At 57.4% G+C, this 21,032-nt stretch carries 23 protein-coding genes; 15 read left to right on the forward strand and 8 right to left on the reverse strand.

The genetic code is table 11. From position 1 onward, the window contains the following. The first annotated feature begins 122 nt into the window (after nt 1-122). From AC30D7_RS15545 to AC30D7_RS15555, 3 genes are all read left to right on the forward strand, one after another. Complete coding sequence (locus tag AC30D7_RS15545) at nt 123-593, forward strand: hypothetical protein (RefSeq protein ID WP_490134660.1); 471 nt, start codon at nt 123-125, stop codon at nt 591-593. 483 nt (nt 594-1,076) lie between these two features. Then, a complete protein-coding gene (locus AC30D7_RS15550) occupies nt 1,077-1,970 on the forward strand; it encodes a sensor histidine kinase (RefSeq protein WP_490134720.1) in 894 nt (297 codons plus the stop codon). Continuing rightward, the gene (locus AC30D7_RS15555) at nt 1,967-2,626 is read left to right on the forward strand and encodes a response regulator (RefSeq protein WP_490134661.1); all 660 of its coding nucleotides are present in this window, start codon (nt 1,967-1,969) and stop codon (nt 2,624-2,626) included. The genes AC30D7_RS15550 and AC30D7_RS15555 overlap by 4 nt, the downstream gene beginning before the upstream one ends. Here AC30D7_RS15555 and yegS read toward each other — a convergent pair. After that, a complete protein-coding gene (gene yegS / locus AC30D7_RS15560; RefSeq protein ID WP_490134662.1) occupies nt 2,610-3,527 on the reverse strand; it encodes a lipid kinase YegS in 918 nt (305 codons plus the stop codon). The two genes, AC30D7_RS15555 and yegS, sit on opposite strands and share 17 nt — an antisense overlap. Before the next feature lie 322 nt (nt 3,528-3,849). On the opposite strand from yegS, the gene AC30D7_RS15565 reads away from it, so the two are divergent. Beyond that, nucleotides 3,850-4,158 (forward strand): hypothetical protein, encoded by a 309-nt coding sequence (locus tag AC30D7_RS15565; protein ID WP_490134663.1) that lies wholly within the window; start codon nt 3,850-3,852, stop codon nt 4,156-4,158. Nucleotides 4,159-4,213: 55 nt separating this feature from the next. Here the strand turns inward: AC30D7_RS15565 and AC30D7_RS15570 are convergent, their stop codons facing one another. Together AC30D7_RS15570 and moaB are read right to left on the reverse strand one after the other, a co-directional pair. Next, complete coding sequence (locus tag AC30D7_RS15570; protein WP_490134664.1) at nt 4,214-5,440, reverse strand: molybdopterin molybdotransferase MoeA; 1,227 nt, start codon at nt 5,438-5,440, stop codon at nt 4,214-4,216. Further along, a complete protein-coding gene (moaB, locus tag AC30D7_RS15575) occupies nt 5,424-5,963 on the reverse strand; it encodes a molybdenum cofactor biosynthesis protein B (protein WP_007940044.1) in 540 nt (179 codons plus the stop codon). Before moaB ends, AC30D7_RS15570 begins: the two co-directional genes overlap by 17 nt. 81 nt (nt 5,964-6,044) lie before the next feature. Between moaB and mobA the strand changes: the two genes are divergently transcribed. Together mobA and AC30D7_RS15585 are read left to right on the forward strand one after the other, a co-directional pair. After that, nucleotides 6,045-6,647, forward strand: a complete 603-nt coding sequence (gene mobA, locus AC30D7_RS15580) for a molybdenum cofactor guanylyltransferase MobA (protein WP_490134665.1) — start codon at nt 6,045-6,047, stop codon at nt 6,645-6,647. A 76-nt stretch (nt 6,648-6,723) separates the two neighbouring features. Beyond that, nucleotides 6,724-6,945 (forward strand): YgdI/YgdR family lipoprotein, encoded by a 222-nt coding sequence (locus AC30D7_RS15585; protein WP_490134666.1) that lies wholly within the window; start codon nt 6,724-6,726, stop codon nt 6,943-6,945. Nucleotides 6,946-7,030: 85 nt separating this feature from the next. Here AC30D7_RS15585 and AC30D7_RS15590 read toward each other — a convergent pair whose 3' ends face one another. The 3 genes from AC30D7_RS15590 to AC30D7_RS15600 form a co-directional block, all read right to left on the reverse strand. Further along, entirely contained in the window at nt 7,031-7,921 is an 891-nt protein-coding gene (locus AC30D7_RS15590) for a pseudouridine synthase (protein ID WP_490134667.1), read from the reverse strand. Between the two features lie 71 nt (nt 7,922-7,992). Next, nucleotides 7,993-8,313, reverse strand: coding sequence for a hypothetical protein (locus AC30D7_RS15595; RefSeq protein WP_007895054.1), 321 nt, complete (start codon nt 8,311-8,313; stop codon nt 7,993-7,995). A 160-nt stretch (nt 8,314-8,473) separates the two neighbouring features. Next, a complete protein-coding gene (locus AC30D7_RS15600; protein WP_490134668.1) occupies nt 8,474-8,716 on the reverse strand; it encodes a glutaredoxin family protein in 243 nt (80 codons plus the stop codon). A gap of 197 nt (nt 8,717-8,913) precedes the next feature. Between AC30D7_RS15600 and AC30D7_RS15605 the strand changes: the two genes are divergently transcribed. Next, nucleotides 8,914-10,626: a cation:proton antiporter gene (locus AC30D7_RS15605; RefSeq protein ID WP_490134669.1), complete on the forward strand. Its 1,713-nt coding sequence runs from the start codon at nt 8,914-8,916 to the stop codon at nt 10,624-10,626. 1 nt (nt 10,627) lies between these two features. Here AC30D7_RS15605 and AC30D7_RS15610 read toward each other — a convergent pair whose 3' ends face one another. Together AC30D7_RS15610 and AC30D7_RS15615 are read right to left on the reverse strand one after the other, a co-directional pair. Next, nucleotides 10,628-11,836 carry an ammonium transporter gene (locus AC30D7_RS15610; protein WP_490134670.1) on the reverse strand — a complete coding sequence of 403 codons (1,209 nt, stop codon included), beginning with the start codon at nt 11,834-11,836 and terminating at the stop codon, nt 10,628-10,630. 12 nt (nt 11,837-11,848) lie between these two features. After that, on the reverse strand, nt 11,849-12,076 hold the full coding sequence (locus AC30D7_RS15615; RefSeq protein ID WP_490134671.1) for a hypothetical protein: 228 nt from the start codon (nt 12,074-12,076) through the stop codon (nt 11,849-11,851). A gap of 65 nt (nt 12,077-12,141) precedes the next feature. On the opposite strand from AC30D7_RS15615, the gene AC30D7_RS15620 reads away from it, so the two are divergent. From AC30D7_RS15620 to AC30D7_RS15655, 8 genes are all read left to right on the forward strand, one after another. Next, entirely contained in the window at nt 12,142-12,456 is a 315-nt protein-coding gene (locus AC30D7_RS15620; protein WP_490134672.1) for an ElaB/YgaM/YqjD family protein, read from the forward strand. 1 nt (nt 12,457) lies between these two features. Further along, nucleotides 12,458-12,847 carry a phage holin family protein gene (locus AC30D7_RS15625; protein WP_258672901.1) on the forward strand — a complete coding sequence of 130 codons (390 nt, stop codon included), beginning with the start codon at nt 12,458-12,460 and terminating at the stop codon, nt 12,845-12,847. Then, nucleotides 12,844-13,185, forward strand: coding sequence for a hypothetical protein (locus AC30D7_RS15630; RefSeq protein WP_490134673.1), 342 nt, complete (start codon nt 12,844-12,846; stop codon nt 13,183-13,185). Before AC30D7_RS15625 ends, AC30D7_RS15630 begins: the two co-directional genes overlap by 4 nt. 125 nt (nt 13,186-13,310) lie before the next feature. Continuing rightward, entirely contained in the window at nt 13,311-14,474 is a 1,164-nt protein-coding gene (locus AC30D7_RS15635; protein ID WP_490134674.1) for an EAL domain-containing protein, read from the forward strand. Between the two features lie 67 nt (nt 14,475-14,541). Continuing rightward, nucleotides 14,542-15,873, forward strand: a complete 1,332-nt coding sequence (locus AC30D7_RS15640) for a deoxyguanosinetriphosphate triphosphohydrolase (protein WP_490134675.1) — start codon at nt 14,542-14,544, stop codon at nt 15,871-15,873. 171 nt (nt 15,874-16,044) lie between these two features. Further along, a complete protein-coding gene (locus AC30D7_RS15645) occupies nt 16,045-16,449 on the forward strand; it encodes a response regulator (RefSeq protein WP_490134676.1) in 405 nt (134 codons plus the stop codon). A gap of 253 nt (nt 16,450-16,702) precedes the next feature. After that, a complete protein-coding gene (locus AC30D7_RS15650) occupies nt 16,703-17,329 on the forward strand; it encodes a response regulator transcription factor (RefSeq protein WP_007940027.1) in 627 nt (208 codons plus the stop codon). 8 nt (nt 17,330-17,337) lie between these two features. Further along, nucleotides 17,338-21,000: a transporter substrate-binding domain-containing protein gene (locus AC30D7_RS15655; protein ID WP_490134677.1), complete on the forward strand. Its 3,663-nt coding sequence runs from the start codon at nt 17,338-17,340 to the stop codon at nt 20,998-21,000. Nucleotides 21,001-21,032 lie beyond the last annotated feature (32 nt).

Genomic DNA, 21,032 nt, shown 5'->3' on the forward strand with positions numbered 1-21,032 from the left:
CCAGCCGGCGCCCAAGCCAGCCGGAGCGCGATCTCACGAAGGCATGGCAACGCCGGGACACGTAACGTTCTCGTCGACACACACGACATTCCCTCATCTGACATGACGTTGTGGAGATAAGCATGCCGAACACCCCTAAACAGTGGGCCCAGCGATTTCCGGAGTTTCTCGTCGAGGCTGAAACACTCCTGGCCAAGTCCGAGGAGTGCCTGAGTCATTTGCAATTGATCAGCAATGACAAGGACGCCATCGACTGCATACTCAGCACCCTTCTCAAGCTGGCGAGCAAGGCCGATGCCCTGGCACTGGCAGCGGTCTCGGAATTCTCGTTGCACCTCCATGGATTGCTGAGCCACGCCCAGAATCACATGGACCTGCACGATCAGGCCCTGGATGCGCTCAAGGATTGCTTCACGTTAATGGCCTGGCAACTCGAACTCATCGACCAGACCACCGGCCAACTCGGCCTTGATGACAGCGAACAGACTTCCCTGATCGAAGCGTTTGCGTTTCAAGTGGGACAAAGCCAGTTTCAGCCGCCCAGCCACTCTAAACAGTTCAGGCTCGTTTCGTTCTCGGAACGGCAGGCTTAAACTCATCAGCCCGCTGTTTTTTATTGCAATGATGCGCCCTGTAACTTGAGTGGGTTTATGCCGCCATTGAATAGTTCATGCCTGATGGCAGCAGCTCGAAATAAATAGTTACCCCAACCTCGACTTCAGATAGTGCCTGTCGATCAGAATAAAACGATTCGGCACACTCGATATCTTCGAAGATAAAAATCAAAATTTTTCCATTATGGAACCATCGTCCAACAACGGTATTTCCTCCTGTGCAGACTTCTATCCCAAACGCGACCAACGGTATCTTAAGTGTTATTATGCCGCCCATTCGTTGACGTCAATTAATGGCAAAGTGACTCTTGGCGCGAACAAGCCCATAACATTGAAGGCTTTTATTTCGAGCATTGCACCGCAGTCATCAAAGGCGACTCATACAAACTATTTTCACACAGAGACCCGCCACCCTTTATGGCCGGTCTGCCCGCAGCGAACATTCCATTGGCTCCATCAGCTATGTATGCCAGCCTCAAGTTAATTGCCCTGTGGCCACCCTCCCGAAAAAGCGCACGCCGGTTCACGCTTTTCGTGTGTACCTGCTCGGCGCTTGGCAGCCTGTTGGTGTACAGCTTGTCCATGCCTTTGCCGGTGAGTCTGCTGGTGCTCAACAGTGCGGCGCTGACCTGCGTCTGGGTCGGACATCGCCTCTCGCTCAAATCGATAAAGTTCCAGCCTCAGGAACTGGCCGACCGCCTGCTGGAAGTTCAGGAAAACGAACGCCACCGGCTCAGTCGGGAACTGCATGATGATATCGGTCAGTTGCTGACCGCCGCAAAACTTCAAAGTGAATGGCTCAAACGTCGATTACCTGAAGAACTGCAAGGTCAGTGTTCGGTACTCTGCGATACGCTGGACGAAACCCTGACCAAGGTTCGTGATGTGTCGGCCATCCTGAACCCACGACAGTTGACCAGCCTCGGGTTGGAAGCCAGCCTGCGTGCACATTTGCTCAGAACCCTGGCCAATACGTCCGTGAACTGGAGCCTGGAATGCCATCAACGTTTGACTGGCATACCGGAGGAAATGGCAGTGGCGGCCTTTCGCATCACTCAAGAAGCGGTTACCAATATGCTGCGCCATGCCGAAGCCAGGAATCTGTTGGTCCGCCTGCAACGTCTGCCCCAAGGCCTGACGTTGTTGATCAGTGACGATGGCCTCGGTTTCAAGCCAGCGGCAGACCCCGCTCGCGAAGGGCAACGCGGAATGGCCGGAATGTCGGAACGGATCGATCAGTTAGGCGGCACGCTGACCGTGACCAGCGAACCGGGCAAAGGCACTCAAATCGAAGCACTCTTCCCTTGGGCGCCCCGTGCGCTGGAACGGGCCAGTACGAATAAGGTTATGCGTTGACTTGTAACTTACTTCTGGTGGACGACCACTCGCTTATCAGGGCTGGCGTGCGCGCTCTGGTGCTGGATATTCCCGGCTATGCGGTCATCGGGGAGGCCAGTGACGGCTCGCAGTTAGTCGAGATGGTCGAGCAACTGTCGCCCGACATCATCCTGCTGGATATCTCCATGCGGGCAACCGGTGGCCTTGAAGCCTTGCAGCGACTCAAACGTGTACGTCCACAGAGTAAAGTGCTCATCCTGTCGATGCACACCGACCCGGCACTCATCATGCAGGCGCTCGAATCCGGGGCTCATGGCTACCTGCTCAAGGACACCACGGCCACCGAACTCGAACATGCCCTGGATGCCTTGCGCAATAACGAGCGCTACCTGAGCCCGGCCATTGCCCACACCGTCATCAACCAGGCGCTGACCCGAACCCAGAAAAATCAGGCGCCCACTCAGAATTCGCACAACCTGACGGCACGCCAGCTGGAAATCCTGCGATTGATTGTTCGCGGAAAATCCACCCGGGAAATCGCCAATGGCCTGGGCCTGAGCATCAAGACTGTCGAAACCCACCGCTCGCAGATCATGAAACGCTTGCAGATCTACGATGTGGCCGGCCTGGTGTTGTTCGCCGTGCGCGAGCAAATCATCAGCCTGGACGATTAGCCGGATTCGAGCCGCCCAGCAACGGCGAGCCCTCGGGCAAGTGCACCCGCAATGCCGCCGGACGTGCCGAAAAACGCAGGCTATCGCCCTCCAGAGGCTCACCATCGAGGTTGATATAAAGGCCCTCCGAGACTTTGATCTCAACCCATGGCAAACGGGCTCGAACAAACATGTTGTCGATTCCGAAGCCATCGCTCAGCAGGTCCTTCAACGTACCGACCACCTCCTGGGGCGCGGGTAAAATGCTGATATCCAGCAGACCATCGTCAGCCAGCGCCTGCGGGCACAACATATGACCACCGCCAGCCTGTCGGCCATTGCCGATGCCCAATGCCAACAGCTCGCCGGCCCAGTGAAAGTCCGGCCCCTGCAACTCGCCATAGGCCGCATGCAACTCACTGAAGCGCGATAAACCGGTGAAGAGATAAGCCGCGCCGCCGAGAATTTTTTTCAGATCCTCGGAAGTATTGGCCGTGACCTGACTGCCAAAACCGCCCGTGGCCATGTTCAGAAAAACCTGTCCGTCGACCTCCCCCAGATCAATGGCACGCGGGACGGCTTCCAAAAGCTCCAGCGCCTGGGCGGGGTCCAAAGGCACACCAGCGGCGCGTGCAAAATCGTTGGCGGTGCCCAAGGGCAAAAGCACCAGGCTGGCCTGCGTCGAATGCGCCGCCATGGCTTCGGCGATATCACGCAAAGTGCCATCGCCGCCGCCGGCAATCAGCTGCGTATAGCCCGCCGTCAACGCTTCATTCACCAACCGCTGCGCATCACCGGCTTCCCAGGTCAGTCGAACAGCCAGTTCCCAGCCTTGTTGGCGCTTGCCTTCGACAGCTGAACGGACCTGCTCATTGAGCGCCTGCTTGCCATGCAGAATCAACAGCGCCTTGCGCTCGATCATTTTGATCACCTCCTTTCCGAATCCGTATGGGAGATGTTGACCTCGCAGCCCCTCATAAAAGTCGCAAGAATTTCAATTATTTCCTGGGGCGGAACACTTGAATCCTACAGAGCGGTATTTTTTCTTACAAAACGTGAGGAATCGGCTCAATTGACCCATCAGGGCAATTGGTACACCGTTGTGTCAGCGGTTATCAGTCATCACCAGTAAATTACACAGGGACGTGAAAAAATGAATGGACCCCCTTTAAGGGCCTCAAAAATCCTAACTAATAACAGTATCGGCCACCTGAATGGTTTTAACGCAAGGAGCCAGTTATTCCATGCAAAGCCATGACCTCAGACTACCGGTAACTCCGGTCGCGCCTTTCGCAGACAATCGCGCCAATCATCAGGCTGAATTCAAAAGCAGCGCAAAGCCCACCGGAGAAGTTGATATGGAACCTCGCGTCACTGAACTGGAGACACACCTCAAGTACATCCGCAGAGACCTGGATGAAGTCCGCGGCGACGTCAAATCCATCAAGCACAGGCTTGCCTATTCAGCTGGCGGAACAGCCGTGGTCCTGGGGCTTTTGACCTGGATATCCAACAGTCGCTTCGATCAGGTCGTGACACTTCTGGCAAATTAAGGAACGGCCATGCACGCAAGCCCCAACGGGCTTGCGTGGTAGAACCAGGCCTGTATCAGCCCATGACCTCACTCAACGGGATGAAACTCACACTATCACCCTCGATCAGCGTACGGTCCTCCAGCACTTCAACCAGACCGTCCGCCCAGGCGGCACTGCGCAGTACGCCAGAGCTCTGATTCTTGTAGATGATTGCCCGGCCATTCTCCAGACGTCCGCGTAAGTACTCACGTCGGTTACCAGCCTTTGGCCAGACAAACCCTGCCGGCACCTGAAATTTCAGGGGCTCGACCTCTTTTACGCCTTGGCGGCGCAAGAGGTAGGGCCTTGCCAACAGAGCAAAAGTCACCAGGGTCGACGCCGGGTTGCCGGGCAAACCGATAACCGGCACGCCGCGAAAATGCCCGAACGTCAGCGGCTTGCCTGGTTTGATGGCAAGCTTCCACAGAGTCAACTCGCCCTCTTCCCGCAAGGCAATGCCCAGAAAGTCCGCCTCTCCCACCGATACACCACCGGTCGAGAGAATCAGGTCGACATCCTTCAACTCGCCCAAGCGGGCACGAGTAGTCGCTAAATCATCGGGAAGAATGCCGGCATCGATCACCTCGCAGCCCAAGCGCTGCAACCAACTGCAGAGCAACACTCGATTGCTGTTATAGATCTGTCCCGGCCCAAGGGTCCGGCCCGGTTCAATCAGCTCATCCCCGGTAGACAAGACCGCAACACGAACCTTGCGAACCACGTCCAGCTCAGCGCATCCCAGCGATGCCGCCAGCCCCTGTTCGATGGGCCCCAAGCGTGTGCCGGCGGGCAAGATCAACTCACCGACGGTGGTTTCCTGGCCTTGTGGACGGATGTTCTGTCCCCGGGTCATGGTCTCGGTGAAACGTACACGCTCATCCGCCTGAACCTCGGCGTTCTCCTGCATCTCGACACAGTCGGCACCCGCGGGTACAGGTGCACCGGTGAAGATCCGCGCACAGGTACCGGGCTTCAACGGCTCCGGCGCCTGGCCTGCAAAAATCTTCTGGCTGACCGGCAACGGCGCGCCCGTCCAGTCAGCGGCGCGCAAGGCATACCCGTCCATGGCACTGTTGGGCCAGGGCGGCAAATCAAGTGTCGAGATCAGATCAGCGGCCAGTACACGCCCCTGGACCTGCGCCAACGGCAAGCGTTCGTGCTCATGAATTCTTGAGGCGTCGGCCATTTCCAGTAAGCGCGCAAGTGCCACCTCGACGGCCATCAGACTGCCAGTCTTGCCTGGCTTACCCGCGGGATTCACAGGGTGCCGCCTGTTTCAGATGGGTTACGAAATTGCACGGACGGTGCCGGGAATCCAGTTGCTCGGCGAGAATGCCATCCCAGCCGGTGCGCACTGCATTGGTCGAACCCGGCAAGCAGCAAACCAGCGTGCCATTGGCCAGACCGGCCAGGGCCCGGGACTGAACCGTAGAAGTGCCGATATCGGCTACCGATATTTGTCGGAACAGTTCACCAAAACCGTCAACCTGCTTGTCCAGCAAGCAACTCACGGCTTCAGGTGTGCTGTCACGACCGGTGAACCCGGTGCCGCCAGTGATCAGCACTACTTGCACGACCTCATCGGCAATCCAGTTGGCGACTTGCGCGCGAATTTTGTAGAGGTCATCTTTGAGCAATACACGGGCCGCCAGGTTATGACCGGCAGCGCTCAAGCGGTCTACGAAGACCTGGCCTGAGGTATCGGTTTCCAGGGTACGGGTATCGCTGACAGTCAGCACCGCGATGTTGAGTGGTGCGAAAGGTACATCAGCCTTGGCTTTCATAGGCTCGTCCAGTTGTAGGAGAAACAGCCCGGTGTTATATCACAGCGCCTCATTTTTTCGCCGCCCCCATGGAGAAGTGCGATGACCTCGAATACACCTTTGGCGCCTTGTTCCATTCTGCTCCTGGCAGGCGGGCGTGGCCAACGCATGGGCGGTCAGGACAAGGGATTACTGGAATGGCACGGCGAGCCACTGATCGCGCACTTACACCGCAAAACCCGTCCGCTGAGTGATGATCTGATCATCTCCTGCAACAGAAACCTGGAGAAATATGCGCCTTATGCAGATCAGTTGGTCCATGACGACGAAGGCGACTTTCCGGGGCCATTGGCGGGTATTCGCGCCGGCCTGAAGGCCGCCCGCCATACGCACCTGTTGGTATTGCCCTGCGATGTGCCCCGCATCGATGCCGCGCTGCTCCAGAGCATGCGTGAAACGGCCGCGCAGCATCCGGACAAACCATTGATGCTGCGCCATGGAAAACACTGGGAACCTTTGCTGTGCATTATTCCCGTCATTCTTTCAGCGGCTTTCGAGACGGCCTGGAACGAAGGAGAGCGCAGCCCGGGCCGACTGATGCGTACTTTGGGCGCCACAGCCCTGCAGTGCCCCGACAACGACCCTCGCCTGGCCAACCTCAATACGCCGGAACTGTTAAGCACGCATCACACTGTGTCAGACTGACACGCGAAGGAACTTGCGCGTGTTGCATACGTCTCAAGCTCAGTATTCAAAAGAATTTCCATTCGGAGACACACTCATGACCCAACGGACCCTCGCCACTTTCATGCTTGCTCTGGGCCTTGCAACCCTCGCCGGTTGTGCATCGCCTTCAGTGATCACCTTGAATGACGGTCGAGAAATCCAGGCCGTCGACACGCCTAAGTACGATGAAGAATCGGGCTTTTACGAATTCGAACAACTGGATGGCAAACACACCCGCATCAACAAGGATCAAATCCGTACCGTTAAAGAGTTGTAATCTTTGCGGCGATAACCGGATACAGAAAAGCCCGCTTTTTAAAGCGGGCTTTTTCGTGGCTGAAGAAAAGCAGGTTTGCCTGTAATCACCACTCCAAGGTGATCGTGCTTTCGAATTCTCTTTCCTGCCCCGTGACCGGATCGATAAATCGCAACCCCTGGGCCAGCAGCTTCAAGGGGTTGGCATAGTCGTCTTCTACGTCCTTGAGGACCTGCGGATAGAACGGGTCATTGCAGATGCCAGCCCCCAGGGCCGCCATGTGTACTCGCAACTGATGTTTCTTGCCCGTCACCGGGTAAAGCGCATAGCGCCAGAACTCACCGTTTTTTTCCCTGACCTCGACAGCCGTCTCGGTATTACTGACACCCGGACCTTCCTGCATGCGAAAGAACGGCTCGCCATCGATAAGTCGACTTTTATGAACCATCGGAAAGGTTAACTCAGGCAATGCTCGGGCGATTGCTTCGTAGCGCTTTTCGATCTGGCGTGTAGGGAACAATGACTGATACGCCGAGCGACTCTGAGGGTTGGCTGAGAACAACACCAGCCCTGCCGTATGCCGGTCAATGCGATGCAAAGGCACCAGATGCGGGTTATCCAGTCGACGGATCAGTCGTCGCAACAAAGTCTGCTCCACGTATTCTCCAGCCGGCGTCACCGGTAGAAAGTGCGGTTTATCCGCCACCACCAGATGCTCGTCTGCATAGAGGATCGACTCCACCACCGGGATCGGCTTTTCGTCCGGCACCTCGCGAAAATAATGAATTCGCAGACCTTCCTTGTAAGGCAGATCCAGAGCGATCGGCATACCTTGCCCATCGAGGACACGACCGCGAGCAATTCTGTCCAGCCATTGCTCACGACCGATGGCGCTGAAGTGTTCGCATAGGCAATCGAATACGGTCTGCCACGGACCAGGCGGCAGATAGAGCGTGCTGGCCTGGTTATGCGCAGCAGAAAAAGATGAAGTGGACATACGAAAAACTCTAACCCCGATGCAGGGCGGCATTATCCAACAGTGACCGGATCGAACCTAGAAGAGAATCCTCAGGCCGGTATCGACTGCGTTCGAGCGGCTGCTTCGGTGAACTCCTTGAGCCAGCGCAGCACATCGACCGCTTCCCAGCGGCCAGGATCATAAAGCGCGTATAACAAACCCTGATAACCCACGACATCCAGTTGCCGGTGATAACCCGCGCGCTGGAACAAGGCTTCGATTTCGGCGAAGCAGGTATTGAAATGCAGTTTATTGAAGGGCGTTTTCCCTTCCGTGACCAGACCATCCAGACGCAATTCGAGGACCGCCTCGCGCACCACGTCTGCCGACATCCGGTTCACGCTGTTCTTCAATTGTTCGACATTGACCACGTTTCGTCCCTCTGACTTCCGGGATCGGCTGCCCAAACCCGAACAGGGAAAAGCATGGCAGGCAATCCGAATAACTGTATGCACATACAGTAACCGAATAATCAACCTTTCGCCAACGAATGAAACGAGGATCGCGACAGATGGAGTATCGCCAGCAGCGTCAGGACTCGCGCAGGAACGCCACCACCTGCTCGGCATTAAACGGCCAGCCCAGCTCAGCGCCGGTATCGACCCGACGCAACACCGGAATACGCAGGCTGTAAGCTTCGAACCAGGCTTCATCGTCAGCGATATCCACCAGCTCCACCAACAGACCACGCTCGACAAACTCCATCAGCATGGCTTCGGCGACTTCACAAAGATGGCAACCAACGGTGCCGAACAGCTGACATTCAGGAGGCATGACGACAAGACCAAACGAAGTAAGCGCTCATTCTAGGCCCGCCATCAAACGCAGTCGAGCCGACGTCTGAGCAACGGTAATTTCAAGAGGTTTCGGTAAAATTCTGACGCAAATCATTTGCGTCGGTGGTCATTTGCGCAATGCTCGTGTCTTTTTTGCCTCTACGCTTGAGTAGCCAGAACCTCACGGAGTTTTTTGTGTTCGCCAACCTGTTGATCATCCTCGCGTCTTCCCTAGTGGTGATTGCACTGTTCCAGCGCCTGCGTTTGCCACCGGTGCTGGGCTACTTGTGCGTGGGGCTGATGATCGGACCGACAGCGTTCAACTGGGTAAATGAAAACGAAGATTTGCCCGATCTGGCGGAGTTGGGCGTGGTGTTCTTGCTGTTCTCCCTGGGGCTTGAGTTTTCCCTGTCGAAAATGCTCGCGCTGCGCCAAGTGGTGTTTGGCTTGGGCAGCCTGCAAGTGCTGGGGTCCGGGATCGTGCTGGGGGCATTGCTGATGCTGTTCGGCATGCCGATCACACCGGCCCTGTTACTCGGTGCCGGCTTGGCGCTGTCGTCTACCGCCATTGTCAGCAAGGAGTTGAGCAGCCTCGGCGAAATATTCAGCCGTCACGGCCAGAATGCCATCGCCGTGTTGTTGTTCCAGGACGTGATCGCGGTGTTGCTGCTGACGCTGGTGCCAGTGTTCGCCGGCAGCGGCGACCAGACCTGGTATTGGGCGCTGCCGGTGACGCTGGCCAAGACCCTGGTGCTGTTCGTCGGTCTGCTGCTGGTCAGTCGCTGGTTTCTGCCACGACTGTTCCATGAAGTCGCCGCGGCCCGGTCCGCGGAGCTGTTCGTCCTGCTGGCATTGGTGATCGTTCTGCTGACCGCCTGGCTGACTCACTTGCTCGGCCTCTCCCCTGCCCTGGGCGCTTTTCTCGCAGGTATGCTGCTGGGGGAAAGCCACTACCGACATCAGATCGAGGCCGACATCCGTCCGTTCCGCGACATCCTGCTCGGGGTGTTCTTTGTCAGTATCGGCATGCTGATCGACTTGCGCCTGTTTGCCAGCCATGGCCTGCTGATTCTCGGTCTGACGCTCGGGTTGCTGCTGATCAAGGGCACCCTCGTCGCGCTGCTGGTCAAATGGCGCGGCAGCGATGGTGAAACCGCCTGGCGTAGCGGCCTGGCGTTGGCTCAGGGCGGCGAATTCTGCTTTGCCCTGATGGCGCAGATGCAACAGAACCAACTGATGCCCGCCGACCTCGGCGGCCTGCTGCTGGCCGCCACTTTCTGCTCGATGCTGGTAACGCCTCTACTGCTGCGCGTCGCTCCCCGCATTGCCATGCATCTGCACCGCAAACCCAACAAAGCGGCCGAACTCGAAGAAATCAGCGCGCTCAACGCCGGCCTGCACAATCACGTGGTGATCTGTGGCTACGGCCGCGTAGGTCAGTCCATCGGGCGCTTCCTGAGTCATGTACAACAACCGTACATTGCGTTGGACACCGACCCGGTGCGGGTCCAGGAGGCCGCCATCAATGAAAGCAGTGTGCATTACGGCGACTCACGTCGCGGCGAGCTGCTGATCGCGATAGGGCTGGAGCGCGCCAGGCTGCTGGTCGTTGCCGTGGACAAAACGGACATCGCCCTGCTGATCCTCAAGGAAGCACGCCGGTTCAATCCGACCGTGCCGATCCTGGTGCGCACCCGGGACGACAGTCAGTTGGCCGAATTGAAGGCGGCGGGTGCCAGCGAAGTCGTACCCGAGCTGCTGGAGTCCAGTCTGATGCTCGCCTCCCACGCACTGATCATGTTGGGCATACCCGGTCAGCAAGTGCAGGACCGGGTCGACCAGGTACGACATGACCGCTATCGCCTGCTGCACGATTTCTACCCCGGCGCCAACGATGAAGAACGCTGATTCAATCCTGGCTCACGGCGCCGATCTTGTGCACCGACAAATCCGCGCCGTAATACTCTTCTTCCTGGCTCAGGCGCAGGCCATGGGCCGCCTTGATCGCGCCATACACGGCAAAACCACCGGCCAGCGCCACAACTATCCCCAAAGAAGTGCCGATCAACTGACTGATCAGACTCACGCCCCCCAAACCGCCCAACGCGGTTTGACCGAAGATGCCGCAAGCGATTCCGCCCCAGACGCCACACAGACCATGCAACGGCCAGACACCCAGCACATCGTCGATACGCCATTTGCCTTGAGCCGCGGTAAAGCACCAGACAAACAGGGCTCCGGCGATGGCGCCGGTCACCAACGCGCCTACCGGATGCATCAGGTCCGAGCCGGCGCAGATCGCCACCAACCCGGCCAGCGGGCCGTTATGCAGGAAGCCCGGGTCATTGCGCCCGACGATCAACGCTGCCACTGTGCCGCCGACCATGGCCATCAACGAATTCACCGCCACCAGCCCGCTGACTCCTTGCAGGGTCTGGGCGCTCATCACGTTGAAGCCGAACCAGCCGACGATCAGGATCCACGAACCCAGCGCCAGAAAGGGGATGCTCGACGGCGCGAATGCCACCAATCGTCCGTCGCGATAACGACCATGCCTCGGCCCCAGCAGCAACACCGCCGCGAGTGCCAGCCAGCCGCCCATGGCGTGAACCACCACGGAGCCGGCGAAGTCATGGAAACTGGCGCCAAAGCGCTCCAGCAACCAGGCTTGCAGACCGAAATTGCCATTCCAGACCACGCCTTCGAAGAAGGGGTAGATGAACGCCACGATCAGCGCCGTCGCGCACAACTGCGGGACGAACCGGGCGCGCTCGGCGATGCCGCCAGAAATGATCGCCGGTATCGCCGCAGCAAAGGTCAGCAGAAAGAAAAACTTCACCAGCCCATAGCCATGGTCGGCGGTAATCACCGCCGCCGGTTGCATGAAACTGACCCCATAGGAAATCCAATAGCCTATAAAGAAGTAAGCCAGGGTCGAAATGGCGAAGTCGCTGAGGATCTTCGACAAGGCGTTGACCTGGTTCTTTTGTCGAACCGTACCGACTTCGAGAAAGGCGAAACCGGCGTGCATGGCCAGGACCATGACCGCACCGATAAGAATGAACAACGTGTTGGAGCTATGGACCAGACTGTCCACAGCACTTTGCAGATTTTCCATGGATTGGCAGACCTAAAGGCTGAAAAAAGCACCAAAGCAGTTCATGCAGATGACCGACGCACCAAGTTGCAGCTCTTCAGGACCATGGCATTGGCCCGAATGAACCGCTTTGGCGCACAAGACCGCCGCCTCTGCGCGAGTTTTGATTGTTTGAATCAGGGTTTTCCTGAAATCATGCCCGGCAACAGCGCAATAGCGCCGGCTGACGCACCACGACGTAGCAAAAGATGTACCAGTCATTTGTACTGAACCTTCGCGCAAGGCTCATACTCGAACGCTTCAGAAGCCACTTACGGAGATCACCAATGGCACGCATCAAGGCAAAGACTGCTCAAGAAATTCTGATGGAAGATTTCCAGGCACTGGTCAGCGACACCGAGCGGTTGCTGGAACACACCGCCTCCCTGGCCGGTGATCAGGCCGACGAGCTGCGCGAACAGATCCGCGACAGCCTGCTGCGTGCCCGGGAAACCCTGAAGCTGACCGAAGACGCCCTGCAAGAGCGCGGCAAAGCGGCCGTCGCCGCCACGGAAGATTACGTTCAGGCCAACCCATGGCAATCGGTCGGGATTGCAGCCGGCGTGGGTTTCCTGATTGGTCTGCTGGCCACTCGGCGCTGATATGGCGATCGATGAATCCGGCTCGTCCGCGACGGGCACCCGCTCTTCATCGCGGCGCCTGGGTGCCGCGTTTCTTGGATTGCTGCATAGCCATGTCGAACTGTTCGGCATCGAACTGCAGGAGCAAAAAGCACGCACCGTAAGCCTCTTGCTGTTCGCAGGCCTGACGCTGGTCTTTGCCTTGTTGTTGCTGGTGGGGTTGTCGACGCTGGTGTTGATCCTGTTCTGGGACACCTATCGCCTGGCGGCGATCATCGGGCTCTGTGTGTTCTACACCCTCGCCGCGTTGTTCTGCGCGATGCGCTTGAGGGCGGCGATTTTCGATGAATCCTCGCCCTTCCATGGCACCCTCGAAGAGCTGGCCAATGATCGGGAGCGCCTGTTGCCATGAACCTGCCTGAACTTCCCCGTAACAGCTCGCGCACGGAAATGCGCAAGGCACTGATCCGCCTGCGCATGGAAATGCATCGCCAGGAAATTCGCCACGAATCCCAACAACTGCTGCAGCCCCTGCAACGGGTGCGCGGCATGACACAAAGCCTGCAAGACGGCTTCGGCATCAAACACGCCCCGCTCTGGGGCATCGCCGCCGTGCTCGGGTTGGGTTTTCTGACCGGCAAGGGTGCCAAGGGCGGCAGTCTCGGCGGCCTGACCAAGCTGGTTAGCTTGGGCGCGGCACTGGGGCCGTTGATCAAGCTGATCATGCAAAACTCTTCGCGCAAACACTAATCAGTCTTGTCTGGCTGCATTCTTGCAATACCACCGGGATTAGCCTCTTTATCGAGCGGTTAATCCTGCGTGCCTACCTGGCCACCAGGTTTCTGATCAGAACAACACCTTACTAAGGAGGCCTCGTGATCGACGGGCAACCGCTCGCCTGTTTCCAGCCATTCATCGATACCGCCACAGGCCGTATCGCGGGTGTCGAAGCGCTGGGCCGACTGCGCCAGGCCGATGGTCAGCTGACCTCGGTAGGTGCGCTGTTCGCCGATCCGCGAACCCCGGCCATCGCCCTGCGACGTCTCGATCGCCAGATTCGCGACAACGCCCTGAGCCGTCTGCATGAAGCGCCCGCGGACTGGTTTCTCAGCCTGAACATCTCCCCCCGCTGGATCAGCCACTTGCGCCGGGACCAGGCACTGCCGAGCCTCAAGCAACTGAGCAGGCATGGTGTCGATGCACAGCGAATCGTCTTCGAGATCACCGAATTGGGCGGCGACAGCCAGCGTCTGGCTGAAGTCGTGGCCCGCTACCGGCAAGCCGGGGCCCGGATCGCCATCGATGATTTCGGTGCCGGTTACTCTCAACTCGATCGCGTGTTGGCCCTGCAACCGGACATTCTCAAGCTCGACATGCGGTTGTTCCAGGCCGCCGCGTTGGGCGGTCCCAGCAGCGATGTGGTCAAGGCACTGGCGCAAATGGCGGAAAAAACCGGTTGCTGGATCATCGCCGAAGGCGTGGAAACCGAAGCTCAACTGAATTTTGCCCTGGAATGCGGCTCACGCTACGTACAGGGCTTTCTGTTCGCCCGAGCGCAAGCGGATTTCTTCGCCACCGACGCCTTTGTCGAGCGCTTCGCGCAACTGCGCCAGCGTTACGTTCAGCAAAAACTGACTGAGCGCGCCCGTCTGATGATCATGCGCCAGCAACTCAGTGAACTGATGGCCATCCTGCAAGCCTGGGCTCAAGCCGGCGCCCCCCTCAGCGCCTTGCCGCAACTGCAGGCTTTTCCCTGGCTGTTGCGTTTTTATCAGTGCGACCGCCACGGCACGCAGCTGACCCCCAACCTGGAATGGCGCAACAATGGCTGGGAAGCCGATAACCGCTACCTGGGTCATAACTGGTCATGGCGCCCCTATTTTTATCACTTGCTGGCCGAGGGTTGGGATGAGCGTCGTCTGACTCTCTCCAACACTTACCGAGACGCCACCAGCAATCAGTACTGCCTCACTGCCGGACAGTTTTTCGATAACGGCGAACGACTGCTGCTCATCGATATCGACGCCGCAGGGCTCTAGTTCTCCTTGCAGGTACCGGCGCGAACCGGGAAGCTAGGGGCTCAGTCACCTGACGGAGAAACCAGCCTTGGATTGGCACACCCTGCTTACCCGCGAGCGCCTCGGAAAACCTGTACACAGCCCGGAAGAACTCGGCCGCAGTCCTTTCCATAAAGACCACGACCGGATCATTTTCTCGGGCGCGTTTCGCCGTCTCGGGCGCAAGACCCAGGTCCATCCGGTCTCCAGCAACGATCACATCCACACGCGACTGACCCACTCGCTGGAAGTCAGCTGCGTCGGCCGTTCACTGGGTATGCGCGTCGGTGAAACCATCCGTAGCGCCCTGCCCGACTGGTGCGAACCAAGCGATTTGGGGATGGTGGTGCAATCGGCTTGCCTGGCCCATGACATCGGTAATCCCCCCTTCGGCCATTCCGGCGAAGACGCGATTCGCCACTGGTTCCAACAGGCCGCCGGCCGTGGCTGGCTGGATGCAATGAGCGAAGCCGAACGCAACGACTTCCTCAACTTCGAGGGCAATGCCCAAGGCTTCCGGGTGCTCACCCAGCTTGAATACCATCAGTTCGAAGGAGGCACCCGACTGACCTATGCCACCCTGGGCACCTACCTGAAATACCCGTGGACGGCCCGGCACGCCGACTCACTGGGCTACAAGAAGCACAAGTTCGGCTGCTACCAGAGCGAACTGCCGCTGCTGGAACAGATCGCTCATAAACTCGGACTGCCCCAACTGGAAGAGCAGCGTTGGGCACGCCATCCGCTGGTGTATCTGATGGAGGCCGCCGACGATATCTGCTACGCGTTGATCGATCTGGAAGATGGCCTGGAAATGGAGCTGTTGGAGTACGCCGAAGTCGAGTCCCTGCTGCTGGATCTGGTGGGTGACGATCTCCCGGAAACCTATCGCCAGCTCGGCCCGCAGGATTCGCGGCGGCGCAAACTGGCGATTCTGCGGGGTAAAGCCATCGAACACCTGACCAACGCAGCAGCCCAAGCATTCGTCGAGCAACAGGACGCGCTACTGGCTGGCACGCTGCCGGGCGACCTTGTCGAACACATGCATGGCCCGGCCAAACGCTGTGTCTTGAATGCCAAGGACATGGCGCGCAAAAAAATCTTCCAGGACAAGCGCAAGACACTCCACGAAATCGGCGCCTACACCACCCTGGAAATCCTGCTCAATGCTTTTTGCGGTGCGGCACTGGAGCAACACAACGGTCGTACGCCCTCCTTCAAGAACCGGCGCATACTCGACCTGCTGGGCAACAATGCACCCGATCCCCACGGCCCTTTGCACACTTCCTTCCTGCGCATGATTGATTTCATCGCTGGCATGACCGACAGCTATGCCGGTGAAATGGCGCTGGAAATGACGGGGCGTTCAAGCCACGGATAACAGCGCATCGATCAGCCGCGTCAGCGATGTCTGAACGGCTGATCGAACGCCTCGACATTCATCTGTATTTCAACATCGACAGAATCGCCCTACACCTTGTGCAGAGCTGACTGATCGATTGTTCCGCCGTCTCGCGAAACAATTGCACACCCATTGCTCGACAGATGAAGCATGAAAAATCCTACGCTCAAACACGATTGGCACATATTGCTTGTGGAAGATCATCCGTTTCAGCTGAGAGCGACTCAATACCTGCTCGAAAGTTACGGCTTCACCCAGTTGACCACCACTGACAGTGCCGAAGGCGCCTTGCAACAAATGCTCAAGGCTGCACAACCGTTCGATATTCTTCTGTGCGACCAATGCCTGCCCGACCTTCCCGGTCTTGATTTGATCGAGATCGCCAGTCACTGGGGGATGATCAGACAGGCAATACTGCTGAGCAGCCTGACATCGGCCGAACTGGAAAAACTTAAAATAATGGCCTACGAACATGGACTCCCCTTACTGGGTTACTTGATCAAGCCATTGAAACAATCAGACTTTAGAAACTTGTTGAGCTTAGCCCCACAATAAAACACACCACTTCCCACACACTAAAAACGCACAAAAGACACAGACTAGAACTTATAATCCAACGCTCCCCCCTCTTGACTACACCATCCAAACTTCAACCCTTCCTCATTCAAAACCTAGTTGGTGCGTAGTCCATTTCTTTTTCAATTGTAGGATTATTCCTATATTGCTGCTATCGGCTTGTCAGTTCATGCACCCCCTCAACTACTGAGCTAAGGTGCGCGCTTTATTTGTGCACGTATGGGATTTGATTATGAACTCCGTTTTTATTGTCGACGATCACCCTGTCATCCGCCTTGCCGTTCGAATGCTGCTGGAACATGAAGGTTACAAAGTCGTCGGCGAAACTGACAATGGCGTCGACGCCATGCAGATGGTGCGCGAATGCATGCCCGATCTGATCATCCTCGACATCAGCATTCCCAAACTGGATGGGCTGGAAGTGCTCTCCCGTTTCAACGCGATGAGCACGCCATTAAAGACGCTGGTATTAACTGCACAATGCCCGAAGCTTTTCGGCATCCGCTGCATGCAATCAGGTGCATCAGGGTATGTATGCAAACAGGAAGAACTCAGTGAACTGGTGAGTGCGATCAAGGCAGTCTTATCAGGTTACAACTACTTCCCCAGCGAGGCCTTGAATCCTGTTCGTTGCGACGACGCACAGTGGGCAGACCTGGACCTGTTCAAATCCGTTAATGATCGAGAGTTGATGGTATTACAACTTTTTGCCCAAGGCCGCACCAACAAAGAAATTGCAAAGGGCATGTTCCTCAGCAACAAGACTGTCAGCACCTATAAAAAACGACTTATGCAGAAACTCAAAGCCAAATCTCTGGTTGAACTCATCGATATGGCAAAACGTAACGCGTTAGTGTGAGGAACAGGATGCCCAGTCGTTTGAAGGATTATCTAAGACTCATGGTCGCGGCTTTATGCCTGAGTACCTCGGTGTTCGCAGCGCAGACGGCCAGCGAAAACTACACCCTGCTCAGTCGCTCAACGACCGGGCACATGGAAGTCCAACTGGATACCTCACAACTACAATGGGTCAAAGACAAACGTGAATTGATCCTGGGCACGTCAGGCCCGGATTATCCGCCCTTCGATCTGACCCTCAGCGGCCATGACTACGAAGGTTTCACCGCCGACTACGCCGGCATCCTCGGCAAAGTTACCGGGTTGCCCGTCAAGGTCAGGCGCTTTGCGTCCCGTGGGGCTGCGATCGAGGCGCTGGAAAAAGGCCAGGTCGATATGCTCGGCACCGCCAATGGGTTCGAGGCAGACAATGCCGACATTACGCTGTCCACACCTTACGCCGTGGATCAACCGGTGCTGGTGACACGGGAAGGAGAAACCAGGTCTCTGACCGATGGTCTTGCCGGTCTGCGGCTCAGCATGGTGTATCACTATCTGCCTCTGGACGAAGTCAGGGCGCTGTATCCGAAGGCAATCATCACCTCCTACCCGTCCTACCAGAATGCAATCAATGCGGTTGCCTTCGACCAGGCCGACGTTTTTCTTGGTGACACCATTTCAACTCATTACATGATCAACAAGGGGTACCTGAACAACATCCGCATGGCCAACTTCGGCAAACACGAAGCCCATGGTTTCAGCTTTGCCGTACAGAAGGGCAACCCGGACCTGCTCGGGATCATCAACGCGGCACTCAAGGCCATTCCCACCAACGAACGGGAAAACATCGCCAAACGCTGGAGTGCCGGCAGTGACATTCTTCTCACCGATCAAAAGCTGCAACTCACCCACCGCGAAGAACGCTGGCTGGCGCAACATCCAGTCGTGCGGGTGGTGGTCAATGAAGCGTTTGCGCCGCTGACGTTTTTTGACAGCGACGGCAACTTTCGGGGTGTCACGGCAGACCTGCTTGAACTGATCAGATTGCGCACCGGTTTGCGCTTCGAGATCCAGCGCAGCCGAAGCGATGACGAGATGGTCGAGCAGATCGCCAACCATCAGGCCGACTTGATCGCCGCCCTGCTCCCCAGCGCACAACGTGAAACGATGTTGAACTTCAGCCGCCCTTATCTGGAAAACTCCTTTGTCCTGCTGACACGCAAAGCGGCTAACAGCCCGACAAACCTCAACCAGCTGCAAGACAAACGCCTGGCCATTGCCCAGGGCAATCCACTGGTGGATTACCTGCGCAGAGAGTTTCCGCGGATCAACCTGGTTGAAACTCCAGACACGTTCAGTGCCGTGGAGTTGCTCGCCGAGGGCAAGGCAGAAGGTGCGGTGAACTCATTGGTGATCGCCAATTACTTCATCTCATCGCGGATCTTCGAGCAGACACTTCAGATCAGCACCACCATTGGCACCCAACAGGCGGCATTTTCCCTGGCAACCGGGCGCGATGCCAAAGAGCTGAATGCCATCCTCGACAAGGCGCTGTTGAGCATCGCACCGGAAGAACTGGGCATCATCAACAACCGCTGGCGCGGCTATTCGGCGGCCTCGCAAAGTACCTGGCGCAACTATCACCGAGTGTTCTATCAGATCGTTACCGGCGCCGGCGTGTTATTGCTGATCTCCGTTGCCTGGAACGCCTATATGAGACGCCAGATAAAACAGCGGCAGGCGGCCGAGCGCGCACTGAACGATCAACTGGAATTCATGCGATCACTGGTCAATGGCACGCCTCATCCCCTTTACGTGCGTGATCGCCAGGGGTTGCTGCAAAGCTGCAACGACAGTTACCTGCAAGCCTTCTGCACCGAACGCGAAGACATCATTGGTAAAGGCGTCATACCGGGCACCCTGAGCAACGCCTTCGAAGCTCGGGAATATCAGGCGGACTACCAGCGCGTCATGGCCGAGGGCACGCCATTGATTCTCGACCGCCCGTTGCACATCGGTGACCGCAAGCTGACGATCTATCACTGGATCCTTCCCTATCGAGACTCCAGCGGTGACGTGCAAGGCGTCATCGGCGGCTGGATCGACATCAGCGAACGGCGGCAACTGTTCGAAGAGCTGCGGGCAGCAAAAGAACGCGCCGATGAAGCCAACCGGGCTAAAAGCACCTTTCTAGCCACCATGAGCCATGAGATCCGCACCCCGATGAATGCGATCATCGGCATGCTCGAACTGACACTCAAACGTATCGAGCACAGCCATCCGGATCGATCGGCTATCGACGTCGCCTATCACTCGGCGAAAGACCTGCTGGAGCTGATCGGGGACATTCTCGATATTGCGCGCATCGAATCCGGACGTCTGAGCCTGAGCCCTGAGCGCGTCAATCTGGCTGAAACCGTAGGCTCGGTGGTGAGGATCTTCGACGGGCTGGCCCGGCAGAAAAACCTCAAGCTGCACCTGGAATTCAACCCTGCCAAACCGACGACCGATGTCCTGTTGGACCCGATGCGTTTCAAGCAGGTGCTGTCCAATCTGGTCAGCAATGCAATCAAGTTTACGCAACAAGGCGGGGTCAGGATCAGCCTCGAGTTGCAACCGACCGACAAGCCCGATCGCGTGCAGCTGCAGTTGCTGGTTGAGGACAGTGGCGCCGGGATCAGCGAGCAGGATCAGCAGCGACTGTTCGAGCCTTTCGTCCAGGCCGATAACTCCGGCCAGTTGCCTAGGGGCGGTGCGGGGCTAGGTCTGGTGATCAGCCGCAATCTATGCGAAATGATGAGTGGCACCCTGAGTTTGAGCAGCCAGCCGGGAGTCGGCACACAGGTCCGGGTTTCGCTGAGCCTCGCAACCCTGCCGCCGGAACGGATACCGAAACCTGTAGAGCCAAACATTCAACCGACTGCGGCCCCCTTGAACGTTCTGGTGGTCGATGATCACCCGGCCAATCGCTTGCTCATGTGTCAGCAACTCGAATTTCTGGGGCATCGGTTCAATGTCGCGGCGGATGGCGAGGCGGGATTGGAGGCGTGGAAAGATCAGCCATTCGACCTGGTGATTGCTGATTGCAACATGCCGATCATGAATGGATATGACATGGCCCGTGCCATTCGCCAACATGAACAGCGCATGCAGCGCGCTGCCTGTACCGTTCTGGGTTTCACCGCCAATGCGCAACCGGAGGAAAGACAACGCTGCAAACAAGCCGGGATGGACGATTGCCTGTTCAAACCCCTGAGTTTGACAGCCTTGAGCCAATGGATCGAAGGCATTGCACCGACGGTCCGCGACCCGGCGTTCAGCCTGGAGGGGCTACACCTGTTAACCGGTGGCAACCCGGCACTGAACCGGCGATTGTTGACCGAGCTGCTGAACAGCAACCGCCTGGACCGGCAAACGCTGCTGACATTGTCCCGGGCAAACGACCGGCAGCCACTTCTCGACATCGCCCACAAAATCAAGGGTGCGGCGCGAATCGTCCAGGCATCCCGAGTGATCGACAGTTGCGAGGCGCTCGAAAAGGCCTGCAAAAACAGGCATCACCACAATCAAGTGGCCGATTGCAGCAAGTCCATGGACCGCGCCATGCTTGAACTGGATCACGCGTTGCAGCAACAGATCGCATGCCACGACAAAAAGCAGAATGATGGAGCGTTAACTATGCTGGAAGGCTGAGCAGTGTGTTCATCATCACGGAGAAAGCTGCA

Source organism: Pseudomonas sp. DF5 (assembly GCF_058148225.1).